19 protein-coding genes are annotated in these 18422 nt (G+C 65.6%); 9 read left to right on the top strand and 10 right to left on the bottom strand.

What is annotated here, in order from left to right; translation table 11 throughout:
- Nucleotides 1–33: 33 nt before the first annotated feature.
- Nucleotides 34–876, bottom strand: coding sequence for an SDR family oxidoreductase (locus ACSF9G_RS21020; RefSeq protein WP_436644106.1), 843 nt, complete (start codon nt 874–876; stop codon nt 34–36).
- Between the two features lie 12 nt (nt 877–888).
- A complete protein-coding gene (locus ACSF9G_RS21015) occupies nt 889–1782 on the bottom strand; it encodes a LysR family transcriptional regulator (protein ID WP_436644105.1) in 894 nt (297 codons plus the stop codon).
- A 146-nt stretch (nt 1783–1928) separates the two neighbouring features.
- On the opposite strand from ACSF9G_RS21015, the gene ACSF9G_RS21010 reads away from it, so the two are divergent.
- Both ACSF9G_RS21010 and ACSF9G_RS21005 read left to right on the top strand, forming a co-directional pair.
- Entirely contained in the window at nt 1929–2927 is a 999-nt protein-coding gene (locus ACSF9G_RS21010) for an NmrA family NAD(P)-binding protein (RefSeq protein WP_436644104.1), read from the top strand.
- 114 nt (nt 2928–3041) lie between these two features.
- Nucleotides 3042–3353 carry a hypothetical protein gene (locus ACSF9G_RS21005; RefSeq protein ID WP_436644103.1) on the top strand — a complete coding sequence of 104 codons (312 nt, stop codon included), beginning with the start codon at nt 3042–3044 and terminating at the stop codon, nt 3351–3353.
- A 42-nt stretch (nt 3354–3395) separates the two neighbouring features.
- Here the strand turns inward: ACSF9G_RS21005 and ACSF9G_RS21000 are convergent, their stop codons facing one another.
- Entirely contained in the window at nt 3396–5069 is a 1674-nt protein-coding gene (locus ACSF9G_RS21000) for an acyl-CoA dehydrogenase family protein (protein ID WP_436644102.1), read from the bottom strand.
- A gap of 93 nt (nt 5070–5162) precedes the next feature.
- Complete coding sequence (locus tag ACSF9G_RS20995) at nt 5163–6014, bottom strand: DMT family transporter (RefSeq protein WP_436644101.1); 852 nt, start codon at nt 6012–6014, stop codon at nt 5163–5165.
- 166 nt (nt 6015–6180) lie between these two features.
- On the opposite strand from ACSF9G_RS20995, the gene ACSF9G_RS20990 reads away from it, so the two are divergent.
- On the top strand, nt 6181–7161 hold the full coding sequence (locus ACSF9G_RS20990) for a YihY/virulence factor BrkB family protein (RefSeq protein WP_436644100.1): 981 nt from the start codon (nt 6181–6183) through the stop codon (nt 7159–7161).
- Here the strand turns inward: ACSF9G_RS20990 and ACSF9G_RS20985 are convergent.
- Nucleotides 7156–7623, bottom strand: coding sequence for a hypothetical protein (locus ACSF9G_RS20985; RefSeq protein ID WP_436644099.1), 468 nt, complete (start codon nt 7621–7623; stop codon nt 7156–7158). The two genes, ACSF9G_RS20990 and ACSF9G_RS20985, sit on opposite strands and share 6 nt — an antisense overlap.
- Nucleotides 7624–7722: 99 nt before the next feature.
- Nucleotides 7723–9018: a crotonyl-CoA carboxylase/reductase gene (gene ccrA / locus ACSF9G_RS20980; RefSeq protein ID WP_436644098.1), complete on the bottom strand. Its 1296-nt coding sequence runs from the start codon at nt 9016–9018 to the stop codon at nt 7723–7725.
- A gap of 182 nt (nt 9019–9200) precedes the next feature.
- Between ccrA and ACSF9G_RS20975 the strand changes: the two genes are divergently transcribed.
- The 3 genes from ACSF9G_RS20975 to ACSF9G_RS20965 all read left to right on the top strand — a co-directional run bounded on the left by ACSF9G_RS20975 (nt 9201) and on the right by ACSF9G_RS20965 (nt 12898).
- On the top strand, nt 9201–10424 hold the full coding sequence (locus ACSF9G_RS20975) for an Aq_097 family APC-type transporter (protein ID WP_436644097.1): 1224 nt from the start codon (nt 9201–9203) through the stop codon (nt 10422–10424).
- A 109-nt stretch (nt 10425–10533) separates the two neighbouring features.
- Nucleotides 10534–10788 carry a GlsB/YeaQ/YmgE family stress response membrane protein gene (locus tag ACSF9G_RS20970; RefSeq protein WP_436644096.1) on the top strand — a complete coding sequence of 85 codons (255 nt, stop codon included), beginning with the start codon at nt 10534–10536 and terminating at the stop codon, nt 10786–10788.
- A 124-nt stretch (nt 10789–10912) separates the two neighbouring features.
- Nucleotides 10913–12898 (top strand): methylmalonyl-CoA mutase family protein, encoded by a 1986-nt coding sequence (locus tag ACSF9G_RS20965; protein ID WP_436644095.1) that lies wholly within the window; start codon nt 10913–10915, stop codon nt 12896–12898.
- A gap of 54 nt (nt 12899–12952) precedes the next feature.
- Here ACSF9G_RS20965 and ACSF9G_RS20960 read toward each other — a convergent pair whose 3' ends face one another.
- The 3 genes from ACSF9G_RS20960 to ACSF9G_RS20950 all read right to left on the bottom strand — a co-directional run bounded on the left by ACSF9G_RS20960 (nt 12953) and on the right by ACSF9G_RS20950 (nt 14858).
- Nucleotides 12953–13540 (bottom strand): OmpA family protein, encoded by a 588-nt coding sequence (locus tag ACSF9G_RS20960; protein WP_436644094.1) that lies wholly within the window; start codon nt 13538–13540, stop codon nt 12953–12955.
- A 92-nt stretch (nt 13541–13632) separates the two neighbouring features.
- Nucleotides 13633–14082: a cysteine rich repeat-containing protein gene (locus tag ACSF9G_RS20955; RefSeq protein WP_436644093.1), complete on the bottom strand. Its 450-nt coding sequence runs from the start codon at nt 14080–14082 to the stop codon at nt 13633–13635.
- Between the two features lie 188 nt (nt 14083–14270).
- Nucleotides 14271–14858, bottom strand: coding sequence for a response regulator (locus tag ACSF9G_RS20950; protein ID WP_436644092.1), 588 nt, complete (start codon nt 14856–14858; stop codon nt 14271–14273).
- A gap of 234 nt (nt 14859–15092) precedes the next feature.
- On the opposite strand from ACSF9G_RS20950, the gene ACSF9G_RS20945 reads away from it, so the two are divergent.
- The gene (locus tag ACSF9G_RS20945; RefSeq protein ID WP_436644091.1) at nt 15093–16058 is read left to right on the top strand and encodes an AEC family transporter; all 966 of its coding nucleotides are present in this window, start codon (nt 15093–15095) and stop codon (nt 16056–16058) included.
- 2 nt (nt 16059–16060) lie between these two features.
- On the opposite strand, the gene gluQRS is transcribed toward ACSF9G_RS20945, so the two are convergent.
- Nucleotides 16061–16945, bottom strand: coding sequence for a tRNA glutamyl-Q(34) synthetase GluQRS (gene gluQRS / locus ACSF9G_RS20940; protein ID WP_436644090.1), 885 nt, complete (start codon nt 16943–16945; stop codon nt 16061–16063).
- A gap of 155 nt (nt 16946–17100) precedes the next feature.
- On the opposite strand from gluQRS, the gene ACSF9G_RS20935 reads away from it, so the two are divergent.
- Nucleotides 17101–17676 carry a DNA-3-methyladenine glycosylase family protein gene (locus tag ACSF9G_RS20935; protein WP_436644089.1) on the top strand — a complete coding sequence of 192 codons (576 nt, stop codon included), beginning with the start codon at nt 17101–17103 and terminating at the stop codon, nt 17674–17676.
- A gap of 158 nt (nt 17677–17834) precedes the next feature.
- Nucleotides 17835–18389 carry an HNH endonuclease gene (locus ACSF9G_RS20930; protein ID WP_436644088.1) on the top strand — a complete coding sequence of 185 codons (555 nt, stop codon included), beginning with the start codon at nt 17835–17837 and terminating at the stop codon, nt 18387–18389.
- Nucleotides 18390–18422 lie beyond the last annotated feature (33 nt).

Here is an 18422-nt window from a genome sequence, read left to right as displayed (position 1 = left end):
CGGTGCCGGACGCTCGGCAAGATCACTCGGACGTCATTTTTCCGCGTCGGAGGCGCGCGCGAGAAATGCGTGCAATGCCCGGGTCGGCAATGCCCGCCGCAGGCCAGCGGCCACGCCCGCGGGGACCGTGACCCGGTATCGCGGTCGGGGGGCGGGCGCGTCCAGCGCGTGGCGCAGCTTCACGAATACCGCCTCGGGCCCGCGTTTGAAACGCGACGCGGAGCCGCCGCGTTCCATTCGGGCGATGCGGGTGCGGTAAGTCTCCCGGTGGATCGACCCATCGATATCGATCGTCCGGCGGAACACCTCCAGCGCGTTCGGCTCGAAAAGGCTGTCGATCGGTCCCGGTTCGATCAGGCTGACATGGATGCCGGTGCCGAGAAGCTCCAGCCGCATCGTTTCGCTCAGGCCTTCAAGAGCGTATTTCGAGGCGATGTAGGCGCCGCGATATTTCATCGGGATATAGCCGAGCACCGAGGAGCACTGGACGATACGGCCGTGCCCCTGTTCGCGCATCACCGGGATCAGGCGCCGGGTCAGCGTATGCCAGCCGAAGAAGTTCGCTTCGAACTCGGCCCGCAATACATCCGTCGGCAGATCCTCGACAGCGCCGGCCTGGGCGTAGGCGCCGTTGTTGAACAGGGCGTCAATACGGTGGCCGGTGGCGGCGAGCACGGAGTCGGCTGCGTCATGGATCGAGGCTTCGTCCGCATAGTCGAGCCGGACCGCCTCGAAGCCGGCGCGAAGGAGCCGGTCGACATCGGCGGGCTTGCGGGCGGCGGCGAAGACGCGCCAGCCGGTTTCGCGCAGCCGCTCGGCGCAATGGGCGCCGATGCCGCTCGAGCAGCCGGTAATCAGGATGGAGCGATCGGTCACGGGTGTGCTGCCTTAGAAGTCGAGCGCGGAGAGGTGTTCGCCGAGGAAATCGTAGACGAAACGGATCCGGCGTGAATGACGCAGATCGCGGTGGGCGGTCAACCAGATCGGCAGTACCAGAACCTCGTGTTTCAGGTCGGGGAACAGCTGAACAAGGCCGTCGCGGCGGCCCAGATACACGGGGCCGAACCCGATGCCGAAACCGGCTTTCGCCATTTCCCATCCAGCCGCCTGGGAATCGCAACGATAGCTGAAGAAGTCCCGGTCGATTTCAAATCCTACACGTCGGAAACCGCGGACGATGACGTCGATACGGTCGAAACCGATCATGGAATGTCCGTCGAGGTCGGCAAGTTCGGTGGGCGTGCCGCGCCGCGCCAGATAGTCGGGATGGGCGAACATGCCAATCGCGACGTCATTGACGTGACGCGTGATCACATCGTTCTGCTCGGGGCGGAACATCCTGAGCGCGATATCGGCTTCGCGCAGAAGCAGGTTGTCCGGCGTCATGCTGGCCACCACGTCGATTCCGATCCGCGGTTCGGCCAGATGCAGGGCGGCGAGGATATCGGGCAGAAGATAGATCGCCACCATCTCGCTCGCGGTGATGCGGACGGTGCCTTCGATAGCCTCGGCCTTGCCTTCGGCGATGCGCCGCAGGCTTTCGGCGCGCTCTCGCATGTCCTGGGCATGTTCGACCAGCGAGAGGCCGGTTTCGGTAATCCGCAGACCCGACGACGTGCGGTCGAACAGGCGCACGCCAAGCGTCTCCTCCAGATCGCCGATATGGCGGCCCACGGTCGGCTGGCTGATGCCGAGCCGCCGCGCCGCCGCCGACAGGCTGCCGGTCTCGGCGGTGGCGAGGAAGGAGGGGATCAGGTTCCAGTCCAGGTTCCGTGACGACATGGAACACCTTCGGATTGCAGCAGTTTTGCCCAATCATTCATTTTCGAATAGCCGCATGTCAATTCTTGCTGATGTTCATTCGGCTTTGTAGGGCCCATGTCCTCCTGTGTTCGGCAAGCAAACCACGTTCGAAGAAGGAGAAGGCCATGATCGACCGCCACGGGGACCGTAAGACGGCGCTGATACTGGGCGCGCGCGGCCGGCTCGGGAGAGTCGTTGTGGACGAATTCGTCCGGCGCGGCTGGCGGGTGCGGACCCTGGTGCGATCCGCGACTGGCGTGCCGGAGTCAGATGGCGTCACGGCGATCGCGGGCGATGCCCGGTCCCGGCGCGACCTGATCGCCGCGGCCGAGGGCGTGGACGTCATCGTCAATGCGACCAATCCGCCGTTTCCGGACTGGCATCCGGCCGTGTTCGAGATCACCGAGGCGGTCATCGCGGCGGTGCGGACCAGCGGAGCGGTGCATCTGTTCCCCGGCAATATCTACAACTACGGCTGGCCGATGCCGGATGTCATCAGCGAGACGACCCAGCAGCGGCCGACGACCCGGAAGGGTGCGATCCGGGTGGAGGCGGAGCGTCGATATCGCGAGGCTGCCGATCTCTACGGCGTTCGCACGATCGTGTTGCGAGCGGGCGACTACTTCGGCGGCGACGGACGCGGCAGCTGGTTCGACCAGGTCATCGCCGACAAGGTGGCACGCGGCAGGATGACCTATCCGGGGCCGCTCAACCTGGCCCATGCCTGGGCCTATCTTCCGGACCTAGCGGCAACCTTCGAGGCACTGGCGCGACAGAGCGACGAATACGGCACCTTTGAGACGTTCCATTTCGCCGGGCATACGGCGACCGGCGCCGATGTAGCGGCGGCGATGGAGACGGCGATCGGTCGACCGCTGTCGGTCGGGCGGCTGCCGTGGCGCGTGATCCGGCTCGCCGCGCCGGTCGTGCGGTCGTGGCGGGAGCTTTCCGAGCTCGCCTACCTCTGGCACGTGCCGCACAGGCTGGACGGGGCCAAGCTCGAAATGGCGATCGGCGAGATCCCGCACACGTCGTTCGACCGCGCGATCCGTGAGAGCCTCGACGCTCTGGGTATCGATACCCGTCCGACCCGGCCGGCCGCGGCGCAACTGGCCACCGTTTAGCGCGCGACGCCCGATCATCGCGCTGCCGGCGGGGGCTGCCGAGACTGCCCCTTCCGATCGGTCAGGCGTTCTGTGCTATGCTCTCGGAACAGAGAAGCAAGAGGGAGCGTCCGGATGCGACGAGCGATCCAACGACTGACACTGGCGGGCGCCGGCGTCCTGTTTGCGCAGGCGGCGCTTGCGGGTCCCATCATCCTCAGGAACGACTACGCCCCAAGTATCTGCGGCCTCGAGGTCTCCGTCGGCGAGAACGCGCCGAACGCGCCGGTGCAGCAGTTCGGCGGCATCGAACAGCCGTGGGAGCAGTCCTTCGACGCATCGAAGATCTGCTACCGGGTTTCCGAACCGCCGGACACCTGCGGGACCTGGAGCGACTGGCGTTGCTGCGAAGCCAAGGACGGCGAGTCGCTCTGCGCGATCGAGTGATCCCGCAGTCTTACCCGAGATGAAGCGGAGGTCGGCGGAACCCTAGTTCCCGCCGTCGAGCAGGCGCCGTGCGATTACTTGTGCCTGGATCTCGGCCGCGCCCTCGAAGATATTGAGGATGCGGGCGTCACAGAGAACGCGGCTTACGGGGAATTCCAGCGCGAAGCCGTTGCCGCCGTGGATCTGGACCGCGTTGTCGGCGGCGGCCCAGGCGACACGCGCGCCGAGCAGCTTGGCCATGCCGGCCTCGAGGTCGCAGCGCCGTCCGGCGTCCTTCTCCCGAGCGGCATAGTAGGTAAGCTGGCGGGCGATCAGGATTTCGGCCGCCATCATCGCCAGCTTGTCGGAAACGCGCGGGAACTCGACGGTGGCCTTGCCGAACTGGATCCGCTCCATTGCGTAGTTGAGGCCGAGCTCCATCGCGCATTGGGCGACGCCGATGGCGCGCGCCGCCGTCTGGATGCGGGCGGACTCGAAGGTCTGCATCAGCTGCTTGAAGCCCTGGCCCTCCTCTCCGCCGAGCAGGTTCTCCGCCTTCACCTCGAAGCCATCGAAGGAGATGTCGAACTCCTTCATGCCGCGATAGCCGAGCACCTCGATCTCGCCGCCGGACATGCCGGGCGCGGGGAACGGATCCTCGTCTGTGCCGCGCGGCTTCTCCGCGAGCAGCATCGACAGGCCGCGGTAGCCCTTCTCGTCCGGATTGGTGCGCACGAGCAGCGTCATCAGGTCGGCGCGGACGGGATGGGTGATCCAGGTCTTCTGGCCGGTCACCTTGTAGACGTCGCCGTCGAGGATCGCGCGGGTCCGCAGCGAGGCGAGGTCCGAACCGGTGTTCGGCTCGGTGAAGACGGCGGTCGGCAGAACTTCGCCGGAGGCGATCAGCGGCAACCATTTCTGCTTCTGCGCGTCGGTGCCGCCGGCCAGGATCAGCTCGGCGGCGATCTCGGAGCGGGTGCCGAGCGAGCCGACGGCGATCCAGCCGCGCGACAGTTCCTCGGAGACGACGCACATGGATTCCTTGCCGAGGCCGAGCCCGCCGTATTCCTCGGGGATCGTCAGGCCGAAGACGCCGAGCTCGGCGACATGCTGGACCACTTCCATCGGAATGTAGGCGTTTTCCAGGTGCCATTCCTGTGCGCTCGGCACCACTTCGGACTCGGCGAAGCGACGCATCTCGACGCGCATCGCCTCGAGCGTCTCGTCGAGACCGGGGTCGCCGATGTCGCCGGGGCCCTTGTCGCGCATCAGCGCGACGAGGCGCGCGCGTGCTTCCGGCGTATTGCCGCCGGCGATCAGCTGGCGCACGGTTTCGGTCATGAACTGGGCGACGTCGCCGTCGCTCAGGCCGAGATCGCCGGGGCGCACGAATTCGCCCTGGCTCATCGGAATGCCGCCGGCGATCTGCGCCAGGTATTCGGACGCGCCGATGCGCACGCACAGGTCTTCGGCCTCGCCGAAGCGGCCTTCGGCGCTCAGGCGCTCGGTATAGGCGGCGAGCTGACGGATCGCCTCGGCATAGGTCCCAAGCCACGACAGGCCATGGGCGGCGCGCTGGTTCGCCTCCAGTTTCGCCGGCGATACCTTGCCGGCCTCGGTGACTTGCGCGGCGACGGCGCTGCGCGCCTGTGCGAGCAGACGGCCTGCCGCATCGGCGGCTTGCGTGAGAGCGGCGGCGAGATCGGGCTGGGCATTCGAGGCGGCGGCAAGCGACATTCTTGGCGGTCCGGTTTCTATGTTGCAGTGCGGCGAAAATAACGTCTGCGGCGGCCAACGCAAACCGACTTTGGGTCGTGAAGCCGAATTTCCTTATGTCGATGTGCGTGTGGCGATCGCGACACCGCCGACGGTGACGGCCATACCGGCGATCTGCACGAGGGTCAGAGTCTCGTCATAAAGGAGCCAGGCGATCAGCGCGGTACACGGCGGGACGAGGTAAAACAGGGTCGACAGCCGGGCGACCGCGCCGCGGCGGATCAGGATCATGTAGATCAGGATCGCGCCGATCGACAGCACCAGAACGAGCCAGGCCATGGCGAAGATCACCTCGCCGGTCCATTCGATGCGCAGGTCCTCCGTCGCCAGCGCGCCGATGCCAACGACGATGGCGCCGCCGACATATTGCAGGAAGGTGCCGGTGCGCAGGTCGGTGTTCGCGGCATGCGCCTTCTGCCAGATCGAGCCCAGCACGATGCTCAAGACCGCGAAAAGGGTCGCGCCGACGGTTACCGGGGTGATGCCGGCGCCAGTCATCTCGATCTTGGGACCAAGTACCAGCGCCAGACCGACGAGGCCGACGAGGAGGCCGAACCAGTGCGAGCGCGTGACCTGCTCGCCGAGGAAAGGTCCGGCCAGCAGCCCCGTCAAAAGAGGTTGCAGGGCTACTATAAGCGCTGCGATCCCGGCGGGCAGGCCATGGTATACCGCCCAGAAAACACCGCCGAGATAGCCGCCCTGGAGCAAGGCGCCGGCGATCATGGAATCGGCGGTTGCGCGTCCCCGGCGGGGCCAGCTGGCGCCGCTGATGATCGCGGCGATCAGCAGCAGTGCGCCGGCGATGACGAACCGCAGGAATAGGAAACTCAACGGCTCGGCGCCGCCTGCCGCCGCCCGCGCGCCGATATAGCCCGTCGACCAGAGCAGCACGAACAGGCCTGGCATGATCCGGACGAATACCGTCTCGTCTGGAGGCGCGGAGGCTGGGACGGGCGGTTCGGATCGCATCGCAGCCGGTTATCGTTTTACGTCAGCGTATACAAGCGCCGGATCGCAGTAGCCGCCATGCGTTGAAGACCGGGCTTGTCGGTGGCGGACCGGAAATCCCAGAATGGGCGTGATGACGGACAAAGACGATTCGACTGGAAACGAGGGCGCGGAGAGCGCGAACGCTGAACCGGATGCGGGCCGGCCGGCGACGGCGGCGGGCATGCGCCGCTATCTCCACTGGAAAGCATCCCGCAAGGACGCGTGGTGGTTCTCCAAGGCCATCTACCGCGCGGCGGAGCGGTTCCTGATGGATGACGGCCTCTACATGGCGAGCGCTCTCGCCTTTTCGCTGGTGCTGGCGATCTTTCCCTTCATCATCTTCATGACGGCCCTGACCGGCTTCCTCGGCGGCCCGCGACTGGCCGGATGGATCACCCGCGCCCTCTTCGACACGCTGCCCGATCAGGTCGCGCAGGCGCTGGAACCCGAAATCTGGAATGTCCTGATTCGCGACGCCGGCGGCGGTCTGCTCACCTTTTCGCTGCTCGTTATGCTGATAAGCGTGTCCGGCGCCGTGGAGACGGTGCGCGGCGGGCTCAATCGCGCCTACGGCCTGGCCGAGACGCGTTCGGTGTTTCGAACCCGTATCGAGTCCATCCTGTTCGTGATCCTGACCACCGTCGCGCTGACGGTCGTGGCATTCGTCGCCGTCATTGCGCCGGTCGCCTATACCGCGGTGCTCTCGTTCGTCCCGGATGCGGTCGACCTGCATCCGACCTTCGATCTCCTGCGCCAGGTTTCCCTGGCCCTGATCCTGGCGGCGTTGCTATTTGCCTTGCACGTGCTGCTTCCCGACTACGAGAAGCGCCATCCACCGGTCTGGCCGGGCGTTCTGGCGACCCTGGCGCTCTGGTGGCTTTCCGCACGCGCGTTCTCCTGGTACCTGGCCTCGTTCGCCGACTATGCGCGTGTCTATGCCGGCCTTGCCGGCATCGTGGCGGCTTTGATCTTTTTCTATCTGGCGAGCGCCATTCTGCTGTTCGCCGGTGCGCTCAACCGCGCTGTTCAGGAAGGGCGGCGGGAGCAGGCGGCCGGTTCATGAACCGGCGTCGGCGGGGCGGCAGTCGCGCAGATCCTTCAACGCATTTCCCGCGGCCGTTGCAGCCTTGTCGATAACGGCGTCGGTGATCGCGATCTTGCGCTCGCGCAGCGACTGAAGGGTGTTCTGCATCGTGTCGAGCCGGACGCCGAGCGCGTCGACACGGGCGTCGATGTCGCTACGGCGTTCCCCGATCGCGGCGCGGAGTTCGGCGATCTCCGTCGAAGCGACGCGCAGTTCGGCCAGCGCATCGGCGGGATTGAGCCCGGTGGAGGCGATGGCTGCCTCTGTCACGTCGCCGGCGATGTCGGTCGAGAACGTGCGGACCTTGCCGATCAGAACGATTCCCGAAATCGCGGCGACGATGAACAGCAGCAGCGTCGCGTTGATTAGGGCCAGCAGCAGATTGCCGATGGTCCGGCCGAAGCGCGCGCCGAACGACGGTTGCGATTGTGTTTGAGTCATGACTGTCTCCCGCGTCCGGCGCGGACGGCTCCGCGCCGAATCCCGGGAGACAGGTTACACCGGTTCGAGGAGATTCTTGACCGGTGATCGCGGCGCCGGTCAGCCGGCGCTCGCCTCCAGCACGTCCTCGAAGCTTCTCAGGCCCGTCGCCGGCGATTGCACGAGAACGGCCATGTTCCCCGGGGCGTGCTCGTTCTTCCACATCTTCATGTGCGCCTTGGGGATCTGCGCCCAGGGGAAGACTTCGGACATGCACGGGTCGATGCGCCGCTCGATAACGAACTTGTTGGCGTCGCTGGCCTGCTTCAGATGGGCGAAATGCGAGCCCTGGACGCGCTTCTGGCGCATCCACACGTAGCGGGCATCGAAGGTCAGGTTGTACCCGCTCGTTCCGGCGCAGAAGACGACCATGCCGCCGCGCTTCGCCACCAGGCAGGAGACCGGGAAGGTCGCTTCGCCGGGGTGCTCGAACACCATGTCGACGTCGTTGCCCTTGCCGGTGATGTCCCAGATCGCCTTGCCGAAGGCGCGCGCGCCCTTCAGCCACGCGGCGTATTCCGGCGTGTTGACCGTCGGCATCTGGCCCCAGCAGTCGAAGTCTCTGCGGTTGATGACGCCGCGCGCGCCGAGCGAGGTGACGAACTCGCGCTTGTCGTCGTCGGAAATGACGCCGATGGCGTTGGCGCCGGCGGCGGCGATGAGCTGGATCGCCATGGAGCCGAGACCGCCGGACGCGCCCCAGACCAACACGTTGTCGGCAGGCTTGAGGTCATGCGGCGGGTGGCCGAACAGCATGCGGTACGCGGTCGCCAGCGTCAGCGTGTAACAGGCCGATTCCTCCCAGGTCAGGTGCTGGGGGCGCGGCATCAGCTGCTGGGCCTGGACGCGGCAGAACTGGGCGAACGAGCCGTCCGGCGTCTCGTATCCCCAGATGCGCTGGGTCGGCGAGAACATCGGGTCGCCGCCGTTGCATTCCTCGTCGTCACCATCGTCCTGGTTGCAGTGGATGACGACTTCGTCGCCGACCTTCCAGCGCTTTACCTTGGACCCGACGGCCCAGACGATGCCCGAGGCATCGGAGCCGGCGACATGGAGGTCGGCCTTGTGGACGGCGAAGGGGGTGATCGGCTGGCCGAGCGCGGCCCAGATGCCGTTGTAGTTCACGCCGGCGGCCATCACGAGCACCAGCACTTCGTTGGAATCGATCTCCCAGGTCGGCACCACCTCGACCTGCATCGCCTCGTCCGGCGGGCCGTGGCGGTCCTGCCGGATCGCCCAGGCGTACATATTCTTGGGGACATGACCGAGCGGCGGAATCTCCCCCACTTCGTAAAGGTCTTTCTTCTCGGCTTCGTAGACCGGGGGTTGGGCCTGCTCCGCGACGTTCGTCGCCATAGTTCACCTCCCATTTCCGCGGGACTGTCCGCGAGACCAATCAAGTTCGGTGGCCCGATCCGTCCTGTCGGACGACGCAGGGCCGTGCGGGTCCTACACATGCCCCAAACTGGTGTTGCAGTGCAACAAGAACCATGCCGGTATGTTTTCGTGACATACTTCGGCTCGGAGGCGCCGTCGTCTTGATCGCGAATGCCGTTGCCATCACAACCGCGCTTGCCGTTGCGGTTTTCGTCTTGTCGCCGCGCGTACGCGCGGCGTCGCAGTGGAGAGCTACGGTCACGCCGCTGGCCTCGATCATCGGATCGGGCTTCCTCGTTTCGCTGCCGATCCTCACGAGCGCCGTGGGTCACTATGCGATCGTGGCGATGGCGGCGTTGTTGGGACTGTCCTACCTGTTCGGGGGCGCCATCCGGTTCAACATCCGCTACGGCGAGCCGATGTTCGCCGAGGAGGGGGCGAGCCACCTCATGCCGGTCGAGCGGATGTCTCACATCGCGCTCGCCTTCGCCTACTTCATTTCCGTAGCCTACTACCTGACGCTTCTTTCCGCCTTTCTGCTGAAGGCGGTGGGCTTGCAGGATCCCCTGCTGGCGCAGTCCATCACCACGACGATACTGGCCGCGATCGGGGCTTATGGACTGTGGAAGGGGCTGCACGGACTGGAGGGCGTCGAGGAATATGCCGTCGGCCTGAAGCTTGCGATCATCGCCGCGGTGCTGGCGGCGCTTGCGCTTCTCAACATCAATCTTCTCGTCGCCGGCGAATGGGTGCCGGCGGATGTTCCCGGCGTGGTGGAATGGGACGATGTCCGTATCGTGCTGGGGCTCCTGATCGTCGTGCAGGGTTTCGAGACGTCGCGGTTCCTTGCCGGCGAGTACCCGCCGGAAACGCGTATCCGTACGATGCGTCTCGCGCAGTTCATCGCCGGCGCGATCTATCTGGCCTTCTTCGCGCTCGCCCTGGTGGTCGCGGAGAAACACCCGGTCAACGGCGATGTCGCGGTGATGATCGACCTTGTGGCCGCGGCCGCGCCGGTGTTGCCGATTATGCTGGCCGCGGGTGCCGTCTTCGCGCAGCTCTCGGCGGCGATCGCCGATGCGATCGCGAGTGCAGGACTGATCCAGGAAGAAACGAGAGGAGCTATCCGGCGGCGTATCGCCTATCCGGTCATCGCGGCAATCGGCGCGTTGCTCGTATGGAGCACCGACGTGTTCTCCATCATCGCGCTGGCGTCGCGCGCCTTCGCGTTGTTCTACGCGCTGCAATGCGTGGTGGCCGCGCAGGTCGCCTTGCGGGCGCCCGATGTCGACCGTCGCCGGCTGCGGGCGATGGGGTTCGTCGCGCTTGCCGTCGTGGCGTTCGCCGCCGCCGTGTTCGGACTGCCGTCGGAGGGCGGCGAATAGCGCCGTTCTGCGCGTTTTACGAAGGATCGGCTATAGTGTCGCCGCGGGGGCATGGCGCACCTGGTGATTCGCGCGTGTCGCTCGCGGCAGACCCACAGGAGGCCAAATTATGGGCATAGAATCGATTATTTCGCTTCTGGTCATCGGCGCGGTCGCCGGGTGGCTGGCGGGTCTCATCATGCAGGGCCGCGGCTTCGGCGTTATCGGCAATATCGCCGTCGGCATCGTCGGTGCGTTGATCGGTACCTATGTCCTGGGGGCGCTTGGCATCATGATCGGCGGCACATGGGTTTCCGCGATCATCAACTCGGTGATCGGTGCCGTGATCCTGTTGTTCATCATCGGGCTGGTGAAAAAGGCCTGATCCAGGCGGCGATCGCTGAATCAACGGCGGTCCGGACCGGGCTGCCGAGTGTCTGCTTTTTGTCTTGTTGCATTGCAGCGAAGGTGGCGGTTTTATAGGGGCCGGTTAAAATGGGGACCCTAATATGACCGACACGCCCGACCGCGATCGCCCGTGGATCTTCCGGACCTACGCCGGACACTCGACGGCTGCGGAATCGAACCGGCTTTATCGCGGCAATCTCGCCAAGGGCCAGACGGGCCTGTCGATCGCCTTCGACCTGCCCACTCAGACCGGCTACGACTCCGACCACGTGCTGGCACGCGGCGAGGTGGGGAAGGTGGGCGTGCCCATTTCCCATCTCGGCGACATGCAGGCCCTTCTCGACGGCATTCCGCTCGAGAAGATGAACACCTCGATGACGATCAACGCGACGGCCGCCTGGCTGTTGGCGCTCTACGTCGCCGCCGCCGACGCGCAGGGAGCGGACCGGTCCAAGCTGACCGGCACGACGCAGAACGACATCATCAAGGAATATCTGTCGCGCGGCACCCACGTGTTCCCGCCGGCACCGTCGCTGAAGCTGACGACCGATGTCATCGCCTGGACCTGCCGGGAGGTACCGAAGTGGAACCCGGTCAACGTGTGTTCCTACCACCTGCAGGAAGCCGGCGCGACGCCGGTGCAGGAGCTGGCCTTCGCGCTTGCCAACGCGATCGCCATTCTCGACAGCGTCAAGGCGTCGGGCGCGATTCCGGACGAACAGTTCCCGGAGGCGGTCGGGCGTATCTCCTTCTTCGTCAACGCCGGCATCCGCTTCGTCACTGAAATCTGCAAGATGCGGGCGTTCACCGAGCTTTGGGACGAGATCACGGCGGAGCGCTACGGCATCGAAGACGCCCGCTATCGCCGTTTCCGCTATGGCGTGCAGGTCAACTCGCTGGGGCTGACCGAGCAGCAGCCCGAGAACAACGTCACCCGCATCCTGATCGAGATGCTCGCCGTTACGCTGTCGAAAGGCGCCCGTGCCCGTGCGGTGCAGCTTCCGGCATGGAACGAAGCGCTCGGCCTGCCCCGGCCCTGGGACCAGCAGTGGTCGCTTCGCATGCAGCAGATCCTGGCCTACGAGACCGATTTGCTCGAATACGGCGACCTCTTCGACGGTTCGACGGTGGTCGCGGCAAAGGTGGACGAACTCAAGACCGCCGCGCGCGCCGAGCTCGACTCGGTCCTCGCCGTGGGCGGCGCCGTCAACGCGGTCGAATCCGGCTACATGAAGCAGGCGCTCGTCGCCTCCAACACCGAACGGCTCGAGCAAATCGAGCGCGGCGGCAAGATGGTCGTCGGCGTGAATGCCTATACCGAGACGGAGCCGTCGCCGCTTTCAACCGGCACCGGCGCGGTGCTGACCGTTCCCGAATGGGTGGAGCGCGACCAGATCGAGCGGCTCAACGCCTGGCGCGAGCAGCGCGACGAGAGCGCCGCGCAGGCCGCGCTCACGGAACTGAGCCGTGCAGCGAACGAGGGCCGTAACGTCATGGAGGCGTCGGTTGCCTGTGCCAAGGCCGGCGTCACGACCGGCGAATGGGGCTGGGCACTGCGCGAGTCCTTCGGCGAATTTCGCGCGCCGACCGGCGTCGGCCGCGCGCCGCGCAACGATACCGAGGGGCTCGACGAGATCCGCGCCGAGGTCGACCGGGTCTCCAAGCGGCTCGGCCGCAAGCTCGCCTTCCTGGTCGGCAAGCCGGGCCTCGACGGACATTCGAACGGAGCCGAGCAGATCGCCGTGCGTGCCCGCGATTCCGGAATGGATGTGGTCTATGAGGGCATCCGCCTGACGCCTGCCGAGATCGTCGAGGCGGCGAAAGAGGACAAGGTCCACATCATCGGCCTGTCGGTGCTCTCCGGCAGCCATGTACCGCTCGTTACCGAGGTGATGGAGCGCATGAGAGCAGCGGGCCTCGACGATGTGCCGGTCGTTGTCGGCGGCATCATCCCGCCGGAGGACGCCGAGGCACTGAAACAGGCTGGCGTCGCCGGGGTCTACACGCCCAAGGACTTCCGCCTAAACGACATCATGTCCGACGTCGTGCGCATCGTCGACGACGGCATCGAGAAGGAAGTGGCCTGACGGTGACGGCGCCGCAGTACCGCGGCGCCGGTCCGGTACGTGCTTTTCTGTCCGCTACGGCAGCGGGCCGAGGTTGACGAGCTGGACGCGACGGTTGATGCCACCCTCGGGATTGGCCGGGTCCTTGAGCTGCTCCTCGCCGAGGCCGAAGGCCCTCAGGCGATTCGGCGCGACCTTGAAGTACGAGACCAGCGCATTGCGGATGGCGTCGGCACGCCTCTGGCTGAGCCCGAGGTTGTACTCGCGCTTGCCCTTGGCATCGGTGTGGCCGACGATCAGAAATTGGTCTCCGACCAGGACCGGGTGGTGCAGGGCGTCCGCCATCGCGCCGAGGATCCGGTAGGATTCCGGCTTGATGATGTCGGAATCGAAGTCAAACAGGATCTCGACATCGAAATTCGGCAGGTTGGCGAAATAGTCGAGGTACTCGTCACGTCCGACATTTTCCTCGGTGTTCTCGGTCCGGATCTTGACCAGCACGTCATTGCGCATCTTGTTGACGTCGAGGACTGTGGTGCGGTTGCTCAGTCCCTGCAGGTCCCGGATCAGGTCGCCCTGGGTAACGGCTGATTGGGCATGGGCCGCGCCCGTGGAAAGGGCGGCGACGACCAGGGCCGCCAGCGTCGAAATAAATACTTTCATCTTGTTTCTCCGAAAATCGCTCGACCGACCCCGCGCGACATGTGCGCGCTCGCCATGGTGACAGCGTGCGGGTCCGGCATCATGGAAATGAATCAGCGCCAACCGGCGTCGGTGAGGGCCTGGGTGCACGGCGCGCTGACCTTGTTGCCCGTCTTCAGGAGACAGCGCAGATAGCGACCGTTACCGGGATCGTATTCCTTGCAGAACCGCTTGATATCGTTGGCGCACAACTGCTCGGTGGCGGCCTGCGCGGCCGCGCGTTTGGCAAGTGAGGCCTGTGTGGCGACGAACGTAACCTTGCACTGCTCGGATACCTTCGACATGTTCTTTTCCATGCAGGCGCCCATGCCGCTGCCGATATTCGTGTTCTTGCAGAACTTGCCGATGTCGGCGCCGCAGGCCTTGGCCAACTCGTCGACAGACTGAGCGTAGCTGATCGTCTGGGCCTGTGCAGGCGAGATGGCGAGCATGCCGGCAACGAGGAAAAACACGGCGAAAGCTATCGCCGAATTCGTCAGGGCCGAATGATTATGAAAAGTCATGCGATTCCTCTCAGAATGGGAAGATGTCCCGTTTAACGGGAGAGGTTATAGTTAGTCAGCATACTGGATGCCGCGCGAAACACGAGCCGTTATTGACCGTGGGTTGATAAAGAAATCTTACGGCATCGTCACCAGGGAGCAACTGGGTCTGCCGGCAAATTCGCATTGTGGGGCGTGGAAGGCGGACTCTACTGCGCTTCGGACTCGATCAGGCTGTTCTCGACGGCCGCAATCAACGCGGCGCCGAGGCGGCGGGTGTCGAACGGGGCTTCGGCTATGGCGGAGAAGCCGGCTTCCTCGAGGATTTCGTCTTCGAGATCGGCGCGGCCGAGGGCGACCAGCGGCGGCGTCGCGGCGCCGGCCAGCCCGGTGATGGCGCGGGCGGTGGCGAGGCCCGCCATGCCGTCCATCTCGACATCGAGCAGGATCGCGTCGAAAGCCTCGCGCGCGAAGCGGATGATAGCTTCCTGGGCGCAGCCGACGGCGACATGCTCGAGCCCGAGGCGGTCAAGCAGCACGCCGACCATCAGCCGGTTCATCGGATTGTCTTCGACCAGCAGCACGCGCGGACGCACCGCAAGGCCCTCGGCGACCCTTTCGTCGAGGGCGGCGGAACGGCGCATCGAGCTGTCGGTAAGGGCGGACAGTGAAACGCTCAAGGAGGCTGACGGCTCCGGCAGGCCAGCAACGAGCTCGGCCAGGGCGGCGATGCCTGCCTGGTCTTCCCAACCGGGGCCGGTGATGGCCCTGCCGGTCGAACCGGTGTCTGCGCTCAAGCGGTAATCCCCCAGTGGTCCGTGCAAATGCTGCGACACAAAAAATTCAGCAGCGCCTCCGCCGGCTCCGATACCGAAAGCCGGCGGAGGCGACGCCTCCCTTTGTTCTGTCCAGCATGCTAGAGCCAGGCCTTTAAAGGAAGGTCAAAGAGAATGCTTTATCGCACTTAAGGTAAACGAGTTTTGTCTCAAGGGTAGAATTCCACCCCAACGCAGCGCCAAGGACGGCTCGCCGTGAACGACTCTATTGCCCAGATCTTCTGGATCGTCTTGCCGGTATTTGGCCTGATCGGAGTCGGCTTCGCCGCCGCCTGGAGCCGCTATCTGCCCGAGGCGATCGGGGAGGGTTTGGGCGATTTCGTGTTCATGGTCGCCTTGCCGATCCTGCTGTTCAAGACGCTGGCGACCGTGCACTTCCCGGAGGTCTCGCCGTGGCCGGTCTGGGTCAGCTATTTCGGTGGTGCCGCGGTATCCTGGGCATTGTCGGACCTGTTGCTGCGAAAGCTGTTCGGCCGAGATGCCAAGGCCGGCATCATCGCCGGCGTGTCTGCCGGGTTCTCCAACGCGGTCTTGCTGGGCATTCCGCTCGTTTTCACCGCGTTTGGCGACCAGGGCGCGGTTCCCGTCCTGTTGATCGTGGCGGTGCAGCTACCGGTGCTGATGACGGTGAGCACGGCCCTGATCGAATGGGCCGAGCACCGCGACGGTACCGCTGAGGGGCCGATATCGGTTCCGCGCATCGCCGGGTCGATCGCGATCAACCTCGTCAAGAATCCGCTCGTCATCGGCATAGTCGGCGGCAGCGTCTGGCGTTTCCTCGGCCTTGGCTATTCCGGTCCGCTGCAGGTTCTCGGAGATCAGATCGCGGTGGTCGCCGTTCCCTGCGCGCTGTTCGCGCTCGGCATGAGCCTTACGAAATATGGCGTGCGCGGGCACGTGCTGCCGGCCGTGTTCATCTCCGGCTTCAAGCTTTTGCTGATGCCGGCAATAGTCTGGTTCCTTGCTGCCAGGGTGTTCGCGCTGCCACCCTTGTGGACGACGGTCGTTACCCTCATCGGTGCCTGTCCGACCGGTGTGAACGCCTGGCTGATTGCCAACCGGTTCCGTACCGGCCTTGCGATCTCCGCCAATTCGATCACGCTGACCAGCGCCGGCTCCATGATCACCTTGCCGCTCTGGCTCTGGGTGCTCGGCGCCTGAGCTTACAGGCCCACCATCCGACGGATATCCGCAGGCGTCCAGCCGGCTTCGCGCAGGGCGGCCAGGCCGGTATCGCCGCGCGTCTTTGACAGCTTGAGGCCGTCGTCGTTCATCAGCAGCCGATGGTGGGCGTACTCCGGCGCGGGCAGATCCAGCAGCGTCTGGAGAAGCCGGTGGATCGCGGTTGCCTCGGAAAGGTCGCGCCCGCGGGTAACGTGGGTGATGCCCTGCAGCGCGTCGTCGACGGTCACCGACAGATGGTAGCTCGTCGGCGTCTCCTTCCGGCAGACGACGACGTCGCCCCACCGGGCGGGATCGGCGGCGATGCGCTCGGCGGGAGCGGCGTCCCGGTCATAGAAGGCATCGCCGCGCTCGATCCAGAACAGCGGGCCGGCGAGGGCCGCCGCGCGTCTCATATCGAGGCGGAGGGCGTGGTGGCCGGCCTCGGCCAGACTGATATCCGGCTCCACTGGCTCGTGCGGTCGGCAGGTGCCGGGATAGAGCGGTGTGCCGTCCGGATCGCGCGGCCAGGGTCCCTCGGTCTCCTCCAGGGCGGCGACCGTTGCCGCTATCTCGGCGCGGGTGCACGTGCAGGGGTAGAGCAGGCCCAGATTGGCGAGCTCCCGGGCCGCGGCGCGGTAGTCGGCGAAATGGTCGCACTGCCGGCGCACCGATTGTTCCCAGGAGAGACCGAGCCAGGCGAGGTCGTCATAGATGCCTTGCTCGAACGCCGGGCGGCACCGGGTCCGGTCGATGTCCTCGATGCGCAACAGAAAGCGGCCGCCGCGTGCGCGTGCCGCGTCGTGGGTCAGCAGCGCCGAGAGGGCATGGCCAAGGTGCAGCGCGCCGGTCGGGCTCGGTGCGAAACGCAGGACGGGAGGCGACATAACGGCAAGAGATACGCGTTAGTGGTGGAACTGCAAACGGGTAGGCGCGTCGAAAGGCTGCCGCTAGTCTCGCGCCCATGTCTGTGACGATACCCCGACTCGAAACGTCCGACGATATCGCGCGCGCGCTCGAGTCCCTCGCCGAGGGCGACCCGGTGATCGCCCGCGTGCTTGCGGAAACCGGCGTGCCGGCGCCGCGGCGGCGCGAGCCGGGGTTCGAGGGGCTGGCCCACATCGTCGTCGCCCAGCAGGTGTCGACGGCAAGTGCCGCCGCGATCTGGGCAAGGCTCCGGTCCGCAGTGGTGCCGTTCGAAGCGCGAGTACTCGCGGCCGCCTCGGACGAGACGTTGCGGCAGGCAGGATTGTCCCGGCCCAAGATCCGGACGCTCCGGGCCGTCGCCGAGGCGGCCGAAACCGGTTCGCTCCGATTCGAATCACTTCGGCGTCTTGCCGCTGACGAAGCGCATGCGGCGCTTTGCGCGGTGCACGGCATCGGTCCGTGGACGGCGGATATTTATCTGATGTTCTGCCTCGGCCATGCCGATGCGTGGCCCGCCGGCGATCTCGCCCTGCAGCACGCGGTTGGCGTCGCGCGCGGGCTGGCGTCTCGGCCAGATGCCAAGGAAATGGCGGAAATCGGGGAGCGCTGGCGGCCTTTGCGCGGCGCCGCTGCGCTCCTGTTCTGGGCGTATTACCGGGTGTTGAAGGGCGGTTCCGGCGCGCCCGTGTGACGCGCGTGATGCCGGAGCCGACCGGCGCTGCCGCCTTTATGAGACAGCTTCACAAGACTGACACGGCGAATATACTATACGCATACCATATGTTGTCTCGTCCGCTCCGGTTTCTCCCATATCGGGGCGGGTGGGAGCTACGGTGGAGACTGGAGATCTTGACGGTCGTCTCACCAGAGGCATGCCCGGCACTGGTCCTGAACGCGGACTTCCGTCCGCTGAGCTACTTCCCGTTGTCTTTGTGGTGTTGGCAGGACGCGGTGAAGGCGGTGTTCCTCGATCGGGTGAACATCGTCTCGGAATACGAACGGACGGTGCGAAGTCCCAGCTCGGAGATACGACTGCCCAGTGTCGTGTCTCTGAGAGAATATGTCCGTCCCGCCCGCCATCCCGCCTTTACCCGCTTCAACGTCTTTCTCCGAGATCGCTTCAGCTGCCAGTATTGCGGCTCCTCCTACGACCTCACATTCGACCACCTGATCCCGCGCGCGCTGGGCGGTCAGACCACGTGGGAGAACGTCGTTGCCGCCTGCTCTCCCTGCAACCTGAGGAAGGGCGGCCACCACCCGCGCAAGACCAACATGTGGCCGGCGCAGATGCCGTATCGGCCGACGGTGTTCGACCTGCAGAAGAACGGCCGGCTGTTCCCGCCGAACTATCTGCACGAGAGCTGGCTCGACTACCTCTACTGGGATACCGAGCTGGAGCCGTAAGGCCGGCGCGTGTTCACTGGGCGCGTATTTACC

The organism is Microbaculum mangrovi, assembly GCF_051390635.1.
Taxonomy (GTDB): domain Bacteria; phylum Pseudomonadota; class Alphaproteobacteria; order Rhizobiales; family Tepidamorphaceae; genus Microbaculum.
The sequence above is the reverse complement of the archived record's forward strand: the minus strand, read 5'-3'. Positions and strand labels throughout refer to the sequence as shown.

Coding starts and splice junctions, on each gene's coding strand:
- ACSF9G_RS21015 (WP_436644105.1), bottom strand. CDS start 1,782: ATGTCGTCACGGAACCTGGACTGGAACCTGATCCCCTCCTTCCTCGCC.
- ACSF9G_RS21010 (WP_436644104.1), top strand. CDS start 1,929: ATGATCGACCGCCACGGGGACCGTAAGACGGCGCTGATACTGGGCGCG.
- ACSF9G_RS21005 (WP_436644103.1), top strand. CDS start 3,042: ATGCGACGAGCGATCCAACGACTGACACTGGCGGGCGCCGGCGTCCTG.
- ACSF9G_RS21000 (WP_436644102.1), bottom strand. CDS start 5,069: ATGTCGCTTGCCGCCGCCTCGAATGCCCAGCCCGATCTCGCCGCCGCT.
- ACSF9G_RS20995 (WP_436644101.1), bottom strand. CDS start 6,014: ATGCCAGGCCTGTTCGTGCTGCTCTGGTCGACGGGCTATATCGGCGCG.
- ACSF9G_RS20990 (WP_436644100.1), top strand. CDS start 6,181: ATGGGCGTGATGACGGACAAAGACGATTCGACTGGAAACGAGGGCGCG.
- ACSF9G_RS20985 (WP_436644099.1), bottom strand. CDS start 7,623: ATGACTCAAACACAATCGCAACCGTCGTTCGGCGCGCGCTTCGGCCGG.
- ccrA (WP_436644098.1), bottom strand. CDS start 9,018: ATGGCGACGAACGTCGCGGAGCAGGCCCAACCCCCGGTCTACGAAGCC.
- ACSF9G_RS20970 (WP_436644096.1), top strand. CDS start 10,534: ATGGGCATAGAATCGATTATTTCGCTTCTGGTCATCGGCGCGGTCGCC.
- ACSF9G_RS20965 (WP_436644095.1), top strand. CDS start 10,913: ATGACCGACACGCCCGACCGCGATCGCCCGTGGATCTTCCGGACCTAC.
- ACSF9G_RS20960 (WP_436644094.1), bottom strand. CDS start 13,540: ATGAAAGTATTTATTTCGACGCTGGCGGCCCTGGTCGTCGCCGCCCTT.
- ACSF9G_RS20955 (WP_436644093.1), bottom strand. CDS start 14,082: ATGACTTTTCATAATCATTCGGCCCTGACGAATTCGGCGATAGCTTTC.
- gluQRS (WP_436644090.1), bottom strand. CDS start 16,945: ATGTCGCCTCCCGTCCTGCGTTTCGCACCGAGCCCGACCGGCGCGCTG.